Here is an 8,547-nt window from a genome sequence, read left to right as displayed (position 1 = left end):
TGTTAGGCCTGCCGCCAGCGTTCAATCTGAGCCATGATCAAACTCTTCAATTTAAAGTTTGATTTGCTGAAACGAGTTCAGCGATGCTCAAGTGTAAAACACTCATAATGAATTTCATTATGTGTTCACTCTTAAGACTTGATATTTTTTACGTCCGGAGACGTTTGATATCAATCCTGCGAGTGCCCACACAGATTGTCTGATAAATTGTTAAAGAGCGTTGCAACTCAACCGTTTAGGTTGCTGTTGCGAGGTGGCGTATATTACGCTTTTCACCTCAGGAGTCAACCACTATTTCGTGATTTTTTCTCCCGGACCGAATCGCTTCAGTCCCTGTCACGCCGCTGCGCATCGCGCTTTGCCGTCTCAGTGGTTGCGCATTATAGGGAGTTCCCGAAAAGGCGCAACCACTAATTTCAACAAAAAAGACTGTTTGCTGCATTACACAGCAAATCTGCCATTTATACGCTGTTACCCACAAAGTTATCCACAAAGGGCTATAAATCCAAATTTAGCCGGGCATCACGCAAACGTTTTCGCTACAATGCCAGCGTATAATTAGCGGGTCCGGCGAGGTTTCTGAACGCAGATAACAGCGATATTTGCCTTCAGAACTTTCTCTATGACTTCTTTTCTATATATATGAAACCAATCCAGAGGATTACTTCACTATGCAACAACGTCGTCCTGTACGCCGCGCTCTTCTGAGTGTTTCTGACAAAACCGGTATTGTTGAGTTTGCCAAAGCACTGACCTCCCGGGGTGTGGAGTTGCTTTCTACCGGCGGCACTGCCCGTTTACTGGCTGACGCGGGTTTACCCGTTACCGAAGTATCCGATTACACCGGCTTTCCGGAAATGATGGATGGCCGGGTGAAAACACTGCACCCTAAAGTCCACGGCGGGATCCTGGGACGACGCGGGCAGGATGATGCCATTATGGCGGAACACCGGATCGAGCCGATCGATATGGTCGTCGTTAACCTCTACCCTTTTGCCGAAACGGTTGCCCGTGAAGGATGTTCGCTGGAAGATGCCGTCGAGAATATCGATATCGGTGGCCCGACCATGGTGCGCTCCGCGGCCAAGAACCATAAAGATGTCGCTATCGTGGTAAAAAGCCATGATTACCCTGCCCTGATCCGGGAGCTGGAAGATAATGACAACAGTCTGACTCTGGAAACGCGTTTCGACCTGGCGATCAAAGCCTTTGAGCACACCGCGGCTTACGACAGCATGATCGCGAATTACTTCGGTCAGCGTGTGCCGGCATATTATAGTGAAGAGAAAATTCCGGCCGGTCGTTTCCCGCGTACGCTAAACCTGAATTTTGTTAAAAAGCAGGATATGCGTTACGGCGAAAACAGCCACCAGGATGCGGCTTTCTATATAGAAGAGAATATTAAAGAGGCCTCTGTCGCCACGGCTCAGCAGTTACAGGGTAAAGCACTTTCCTATAATAATATTGCGGATACCGATGCGGCACTGGAATGTGTTAAAGAATTCGCCGAACCTGCCTGTGTCATTGTTAAGCATGCTAACCCTTGTGGCGTGGCTATCGGTGAAGATATTCAGCAGGCTTATGAACGCGCTTATACGACCGACCCGACGTCCGCCTTCGGCGGAATTATCGCATTTAACCGTGAACTGGATGAAACCACTGCACAGGCGATTATCAGCCGTCAGTTTGTTGAGGTCATTATTGCTCCGTCAGCCAGTGAAGCTGCATTAAAAATCACTGCGGCTAAGCAGAATGTCCGTGTCCTGACCTGTGGTGAATGGCAGCAGCGTGAGCCAGGCCTGGATTTCAAACGCGTGAATGGCGGATTACTGGTGCAGGATCGTGATCTGGGTATGGCTGACGAGTCGCAATTACGCGTAGTCAGTCAGCGCCAGCCCACGGCGCAGGAATTACGCGATGCGCTGTTTTGCTGGAAGGTGGCAAAGTTCGTTAAGTCCAACGCCATTGTCTATGCCCGCGATAATATGACCATCGGTATCGGCGCCGGCCAGATGAGCCGCGTCTATTCAGCGAAGATTGCCGGGATCAAAGCCGGTGATGAAGGGCTGGAGGTTAAAGGGTCAGCGATGGCTTCTGATGCCTTTTTCCCGTTCCGTGACGGTATCGATGCCGCAGCGGCGGTCGGGATCACCTGTGTTATCCAGCCTGGTGGCTCAATCCGTGATGATGAAGTCATTGCCGCTGCTAATGAACACGGTATTGCAATGATCTTTACCGATATGCGTCATTTCCGCCATTAATCTTTCGGGGGTATTTATTATGAACATTTTAATTATTGGTAATGGCGGCCGTGAACACGCGCTGGCATGGAAAGCCGCACAATCACCGCTAGCCGGTAAAGTCTATGTCGCCCCGGGCAATGCCGGTACCGCGCTGGAGCCCGCTCTGCATAATGTCGATATCAGTGCCACAGATATCGAAGGTTTACTCGCTTTTGCCCGCAAAGAGAATATTGGTCTGACGATTGTCGGTCCTGAAGCCCCTCTGGTCATTGGCGTGGTCGATGCTTTCCGCGAAGCCGGTCTGAAGATTTTTGGCCCGACCCGTGGCGCTGCACAACTGGAAGGATCTAAAGCCTTTACTAAAGATTTCCTGGCACGCCATAACATTCCGACCGCTGAATATCAGAATTTCACCGAGATTGATCCTGCCCTGGCCTATCTGCGGGAAAAAGGTGCGCCTATCGTCATTAAAGCGGATGGTCTGGCCGCCGGTAAAGGCGTGATCGTGGCGATGACTCTGCAGGAGGCTGAAGACGCCGTCAGGGATATGCTGGCCGGCAATGCTTTCGGTGATGCAGGCCATCGTATCGTTATCGAAGAATTTTTACAGGGTGAAGAAGCCAGCTTTATCGTGATGGTTGATGGCGAGCATGTCCTGCCTATGGCCACCAGCCAGGATCATAAACGTGTCGGCAATGCGGATACCGGGCCGAACACCGGCGGGATGGGTGCCTATTCTCCGGCTCCGGTCGTCACTGATGAAGTCCACCAGCGGGCCATGGACGAAGTTATCTGGCCTACCGTGCGTGGAATGGCTGCCGAGGGGAATGTTTATACCGGCTTCCTTTACGCCGGGCTGATGATCGATCCTGAAGGCCGGCCGAAAGTGATCGAATTTAACTGCCGTTTCGGCGATCCTGAAACCCAGCCCATTATGATGCGACTGCAATCTGACCTGGTCGCATTGTGCCTGGCAGCCTGTGACGGGCAGCTGGATCAACAGGAATCTCAGTGGGATCCCCGCCCGGCATTAGGTGTTGTACTGGCCGCCGGCGGATACCCTGAAAAATACCGTAAAGGAGATGTCATTTCAGGTCTGGAGGCAGCCACCTCGCCTGACGGCAAAGTCTTCCACGCCGGCACCACCTTACAGGGCGAAGATGTTGTCACTAATGGCGGCCGGGTGTTATGTGTCACCGGTCTGGGGGATGATATCGCCGCGGCTCAGAAGCAGGCCTATGCACTGGCAAAAGCCATTTCGTGGGAAGGTTGCTTCTGTCGAACAGATATTGGTTACCGGGCGATTAACCGCCAGAAGTAACCCGGGGGAATACTCCACAAAAGGCAGACTCCGGTCTGCCTTTTTTATTCCCTTGCTGGCGGAAGGTTCTCAGAGATCAGAAGAGGCCGGCGCCTGGAGACAGAGATTTTCTGTGGTCGCTTTCAGCAGCTGAACCCCCTCAGGTGCCCGCAACCAGGCAATATAGATCGGCGCTCCTGCAGATTGTCTCTGCTCGCGAGAGATCATCTGTACAGAATACGCATCCAGACCTGCCGATATTGTCTGATGGTGGCAGGTCGTCACACGATTATTGCCCTCCCAGGTCCCCTGTATCAGGGTGACTCTGCCTGCCTGCAGGCCATCGCTTATTTGTAATAACCGTCGCGCATCGAACCGGTAGAGTTCGATATCATCCTGACTTACGCTTTCACGCTGACGGGCGAGTTGCCGCTGCATAAAGCTGACATTCCCCTGATTATCAAATCGTAAAGTCACATCATCGGGCGAGGTACCACTGAGATGTCGTTTAATCATCAGTAACTGCCCATTTTGCCAATGATAGTCAGATTGTTCGGTCACTGTGCGATCGAAGGGACTATAAAGTGTGCGAATAGTAATATCCGGCGGCGTATTTTTTCGCCAGATACGGACCACACCCCGGTCAGCAAGATAACCCGAGGCCGTAAATGCCGGCATTTTTTGCGCAGACTGGCATCCGGTGAGCAGTAGCAGGGTCAGGCACAGGAGACGTCCCCGTCCGGAAGAAAACATCATATCTCCTTAATGCTGAATACAGTCAGTGAGATAAGCAGGACAGATTAGGGTAAAGAGGAAGTAATGTCAGGGCGATTGGCGGAATAAACAGTGCCCCGGCATTGATAAAATAAACAAAAGAGGCGGTCTGACCACCTCTTCTGTTAACTAAATATCAGTGCAGCTGAGATGAACGCTTATTTTACTGCGTCTTTCAGAGCTTTGCCGGAAACGAACGCAGGCACGTTAGCAGCAGCAATTTTGATCTCTTTACCCGTTTGTGGGTTACGACCGGTACGCTCTGCACGGTGGTTGACTTTAAAAGTACCGAAACCAACCAGCTGAACTGCATCACCTTCTTTCAGAGACTCAGTGATCGCAGCCAGAGTAGATTCCAGTGCTGTTTTAGCCTGGGTTTTAGACAGGTCCGCTTTTTCCGCGATCACATCAATCAGTTGAGTCTTGTTCATAAGTTATCCTTAAAGTGTATTTATCGCCTGCTAAGCAACGAGTGCGAGTGAAAAGCCTATCTTCCGACACCCTTCAGCCTGCACACACCGATAGCCACAATTTTTAGCCCCCCAAATGTAGACCAGACAGGGGGCGGATGTGAAGCCTTCAGGTGAGCTAAATCAGGTCTGAAGTCACGTTTTATCGTCTTACTGGTTAAAACTTATACCGATGTTACTGATTCCGGCTTCCCGCAGGTCAGCACGTAACCCTTTAATCAGCTCTAAATCACGTTCTTCACAATCAGCCAGCAACCTGAATATTTCCCACTGCAGGTCCCATTCATCAATCACCGCCTGATTTTCTCTCAGTTCTTCATCCGTCATCTCACGGCCAGCCTGGGTCATTTCCAGCATAGCAACGGTCGTCACAGAGGTTTCACTGACCTGGATTGCATACGCGAGGCTTTCGCCACTCAGCATGGCATGCAGGAGTTCACTCAGGGCCACACAGGCATCAATCGCCGGGTAGACACCATAAAAGTCAAACGCATCACCATCCGGGATCGCCTCTTCCAGCTTCTCCAGCTGAGAATCAAAATTCACTTTGGCATCTTTAACTACCAGCGTTTCCCAGACCAGGTCGAGAATACGGCGATAGATATGCGCATCAGCAAACTCAGTCTGCTGGCAGAAGGCCTGGTAATTCGGATACATACGCTCACACAGACAGGCCATGAAAGTCACATGCTTCCAGCTTTCCAGCTTTTCCAGGCGTAAATGGATTGGGTTACGTAACATGACGGGTACTCGTTATCAATTAGCTGCCGAAAGTGTAACGCAAAAGCGATCTTTTCACAGCGTTATTGTCTGTTCAGATAACGCCGGAAGCCCTTTCGTTGAGATGCGACGGCATCCGCCAGACGGGTAGGTTCAGGTAAACGGTAACCACGCAGACACTGGCGGGTCCAGTACAATGCCATATCATCGCTCACACGGTGTCCGGCCGAAATGAATAATGGATTACACCGGACTTTACTGCGTAATACCCAGCCTGTCTGCTGCTGATAGATTAAAGGCTGGCAGTCCCCGGGGGTGGCAGACGGCACCTGATAATCACCACATAAACGTCGTTTAGCCACACCTATCACCGGAATATCGACGGTCACCCCAAAATGACTGGCTATGCCTAATCCACGTGGATGGGCAACGCCATGTCCATCAATAAACATTAACTCCGGGCGGTACGTGAGTTGCTGCCAGGCAGCCAGTAACGCGGGACATTCACGAAAAGAGAGGTAACCCGGAACATAAGGCAACGTCACGGGGACGCGGGCAACGCGATGCTCTGCCATCTCCAGCGACGGCCAATGCAAAATCACAATCGCCGCCCGGGCCACAGTACCGTTATCTTCAAAACCGGTATCTCCCCCGGCAATAAACCGGGGGACAAAGTCAGGGCTCAGGCCTTCGCGTACCACCTGTGCGGCCAGCAATTGCTGTTCTGCTTTCAGTAACGCGAAGTCAGCCATGATTATTTGTGGTAAGCCGCAGAAAGACGGTGAACTGCCTCAACAAATGCACCGGCATGTTCCGGGGGAACATCCTGATGGATGCCGTGTCCCAGGTTAAAGACATGTCCGTCGCCCTGACCGAACCCTTCCAGGATGGAAGAGACTTCCTGCTCTATACGTGCAGGCGAGCCATAGAGTACGGATGGATCCATATTTCCCTGCAGAGCAACACGGTGCCCCACCCGCTCACGGGCATGACCAATATCGGTGGTCCAGTCCAGACCAATGGCATCACAGCCGGTATCGGCTATCTGTTCGAGCCACTGGCCTCCGCCCTTAGTGAACAGAGTCACAGGGACACGACGACCTTCATTCTCGTGCAATAATCCGTCGACAATTTTATGCATGTAATACAGCGAGAAGTTACGGTAGTCGCGGCCGGTTAATACTCCGCCCCAGGTATCGAAAATCATGACCGATTGTGCACCGGCGCGGATCTGGGCATTCAGATACAGGATGACGCTTTCAGCCAGCTTATCCAGCATCGCATGTAATATGGACGGGTCGCTGTACATCATTTTCTTGATTTTAGTGAAGGCCTTGCTGCTCCCCCCTTCCACCATATAAGTCGCCAGCGTCCATGGACTACCGGAGAAACCAATCAGCGGAACTTCACCTTGCAGGTTTTTACGGATGGTCCGCACAGCGTTCATCACATACTGCAGTTCCTGCTCCGGATCCGGGACAGGTAATTTTTTAACATCGGCAGCGCAAGTGATGGGTGAAGAAAAACGTGGTCCTTCGCCCGTTTCGAAATACAAACCTAACCCCATCGCATCGGGGATAGTCAGAATATCGGAAAAAAGGATGGCAGCATCCAGGGGATAACGACGAAGTGGCTGCAGTGTCACTTCACAGGCCAGCTCAGCATTTTTGCACAGTGACATGAAGTCTCCGGCCTCTGCGCGTGTCGCTTTATATTCAGGTAAATAGCGCCCTGCCTGACGCATCATCCATACCGGCGTCACATCCGTAGGCTGACGCAGTAACGCGCGCAGATAACGGTCGTTTTTTAATTCACTCATAATCAGGCTCTCTCGAAGTCAGGTGCATAGTATATACACAAACTTCTCTGTGTTTTAACCAGCCCCCGGGTCTTCACAGGTCAGTTATTCATTTTCACTACGGCAAAGCGCAATAGTGTCTTCAATCAGGCGTCGGGCAATGGTTCCCGGAGGGGGGAGCAAAGGCAGCGCATCATAACGATACCAGCCGGCATCCTGCAGTTCTTTAGGGTCAATACGCAGTTCGCCACTGTCGTAATCTGCCAGGAAGGCCATCATCAGTGACTGAGGAAAAGGCCAGGGCTGTGAAGCGACATAACGCAGGTTTTTAACCCTGATATTACTCTCTTCCATCACCTCCCGGGCCACCGTCTGCTCCAGCGTTTCACCCACTTCAGTAAAGCCTGCCAGTGCGGTATAGACGCCGTTGCGGCTGCGGACATGGTTTGCTAACAGGATTTTATCCTGCCGGCGAATGGCGACAATGATGCAGGGTGCAATTTGCGGATAATACCGTTCATGACAACGGCCACACAGACAGGCAAATTCGCTGCGGCTAAGGTGCATTTCCGACCCGCAGTAACCACAATACCGGTGTGACCTGTAAAATTCTGACAACTGGACCGCACGTCCGGCCATACGGAACAAACCGCTCTCTTCACCCAGTAATTGTCTTAATGACACCATCTCCTGAGCGCGGGTTTCACGCACCAGCCATACCGGTTCCCCCTGCCACTCTCCTGTCTGCAATGCGAGGCAACCTATCAATGCAAACTCTTCTGCGCTTCCGTGCGGGAGTGTCCCTTGTGGCAGCCACAGCTTGTTTTGCTGACTAATGACCCACCACCCCCGGTCATTCCGGGTGATTTCACGTTCCATCACATCATTACCTTAATTTTTATTGATGATTCACGGCAATTTCAGAGCATGGACTCATAGTAGCACCCGCACACTGAATGTCGCTGAATTCCCGGGGGATATATTTTTTAAATTGTGCGGTATCAGGGCGTTCCGCCCTTACGTTGAGCAGGGACTTGTACTTCATGATGAAGCACTCTATGCTGACTCATGTGAATTTTCACAGCCTCCGTCATGACGTACTGACTGCGGAGGCCTGATATCTTGTCGGAGTGCCCCCCGGGGCTGAGACCGTTAATTCGGGATCCGCGGAACCTGATCAGGTTAGTACCTGCGAAGGGAACAAGAGTACAGTCCAGTCTGAAACTGCCGTCAGGGCAGGAT

At 51.6% G+C, this 8,547-nt stretch carries 8 protein-coding genes and 1 riboswitch; of the genes, 2 read left to right on the top strand and 6 right to left on the bottom strand.

Annotated elements, in window-relative coordinates:
* Positions 1–671: 671 nt before the first annotated feature.
* Positions 672–2,261, top strand: a complete 1,590-nt coding sequence (gene purH / locus ABD035_RS02290) for a bifunctional phosphoribosylaminoimidazolecarboxamide formyltransferase/IMP cyclohydrolase (RefSeq protein ID WP_343867356.1) — start codon at positions 672–674, stop codon at positions 2,259–2,261.
* Between the two features lie 19 nt (positions 2,262–2,280).
* Entirely contained in the window at positions 2,281–3,564 is a 1,284-nt protein-coding gene (gene purD, locus ABD035_RS02285) for a phosphoribosylamine--glycine ligase (RefSeq protein ID WP_343867354.1), read from the top strand.
* Between the two features lie 69 nt (positions 3,565–3,633).
* On the opposite strand, the gene ABD035_RS02280 is transcribed toward purD, so the two are convergent.
* The 6 genes from ABD035_RS02280 to nudC form a co-directional block, all read right to left on the bottom strand.
* Positions 3,634–4,296 carry a DUF1481 domain-containing protein gene (locus tag ABD035_RS02280; protein WP_371813167.1) on the bottom strand — a complete coding sequence of 221 codons (663 nt, stop codon included), beginning with the start codon at positions 4,294–4,296 and terminating at the stop codon, positions 3,634–3,636.
* 179 nt (positions 4,297–4,475) lie between these two features.
* Positions 4,476–4,748 carry a nucleoid-associated protein HU-alpha gene (gene hupA, locus ABD035_RS02275; protein WP_007886275.1) on the bottom strand — a complete coding sequence of 91 codons (273 nt, stop codon included), beginning with the start codon at positions 4,746–4,748 and terminating at the stop codon, positions 4,476–4,478.
* A gap of 189 nt (positions 4,749–4,937) precedes the next feature.
* Complete coding sequence (locus tag ABD035_RS02270) at positions 4,938–5,528, bottom strand: YjaG family protein (RefSeq protein ID WP_212715100.1); 591 nt, start codon at positions 5,526–5,528, stop codon at positions 4,938–4,940.
* 62 nt (positions 5,529–5,590) lie between these two features.
* Positions 5,591–6,259, bottom strand: a complete 669-nt coding sequence (gene nfi, locus ABD035_RS02265) for a deoxyribonuclease V (protein WP_343867349.1) — start codon at positions 6,257–6,259, stop codon at positions 5,591–5,593.
* A 2-nt stretch (positions 6,260–6,261) separates the two neighbouring features.
* Complete coding sequence (gene hemE, locus ABD035_RS02260; protein ID WP_212715102.1) at positions 6,262–7,326, bottom strand: uroporphyrinogen decarboxylase; 1,065 nt, start codon at positions 7,324–7,326, stop codon at positions 6,262–6,264.
* A gap of 84 nt (positions 7,327–7,410) precedes the next feature.
* Positions 7,411–8,184, bottom strand: a complete 774-nt coding sequence (gene nudC, locus ABD035_RS02255) for an NAD(+) diphosphatase (RefSeq protein ID WP_343867358.1) — start codon at positions 8,182–8,184, stop codon at positions 7,411–7,413.
* 237 nt (positions 8,185–8,421) lie between these two features.
* Positions 8,422–8,522, top strand: a riboswitch (TPP riboswitch).
* The last annotated feature ends 25 nt before the right edge of the window (positions 8,523–8,547 follow it).

Source organism: Tatumella terrea (assembly GCF_039523755.1).
GTDB lineage: Bacteria > Pseudomonadota > Gammaproteobacteria > Enterobacterales > Enterobacteriaceae > Tatumella > Tatumella terrea.
Note: the sequence above shows the minus strand (reverse complement) of the source record. Positions and strands in the feature narration are given on the sequence as shown.

Coding starts and splice junctions, on each gene's coding strand:
- purH (WP_343867356.1), top strand. CDS start 672: ATGCAACAACGTCGTCCTGTACGCCGCGCTCTTCTGAGTGTTTCTGAC.
- purD (WP_343867354.1), top strand. CDS start 2,281: ATGAACATTTTAATTATTGGTAATGGCGGCCGTGAACACGCGCTGGCA.
- ABD035_RS02280 (WP_371813167.1), bottom strand. CDS start 4,296: ATGTTTTCTTCCGGACGGGGACGTCTCCTGTGCCTGACCCTGCTACTG.
- hupA (WP_007886275.1), bottom strand. CDS start 4,748: ATGAACAAGACTCAACTGATTGATGTGATCGCGGAAAAAGCGGACCTG.
- ABD035_RS02270 (WP_212715100.1), bottom strand. CDS start 5,528: ATGTTACGTAACCCAATCCATTTACGCCTGGAAAAGCTGGAAAGCTGG.
- nfi (WP_343867349.1), bottom strand. CDS start 6,259: ATGGCTGACTTCGCGTTACTGAAAGCAGAACAGCAATTGCTGGCCGCA.
- hemE (WP_212715102.1), bottom strand. CDS start 7,326: ATGAGTGAATTAAAAAACGACCGTTATCTGCGCGCGTTACTGCGTCAG.
- nudC (WP_343867358.1), bottom strand. CDS start 8,184: ATGGAACGTGAAATCACCCGGAATGACCGGGGGTGGTGGGTCATTAGT.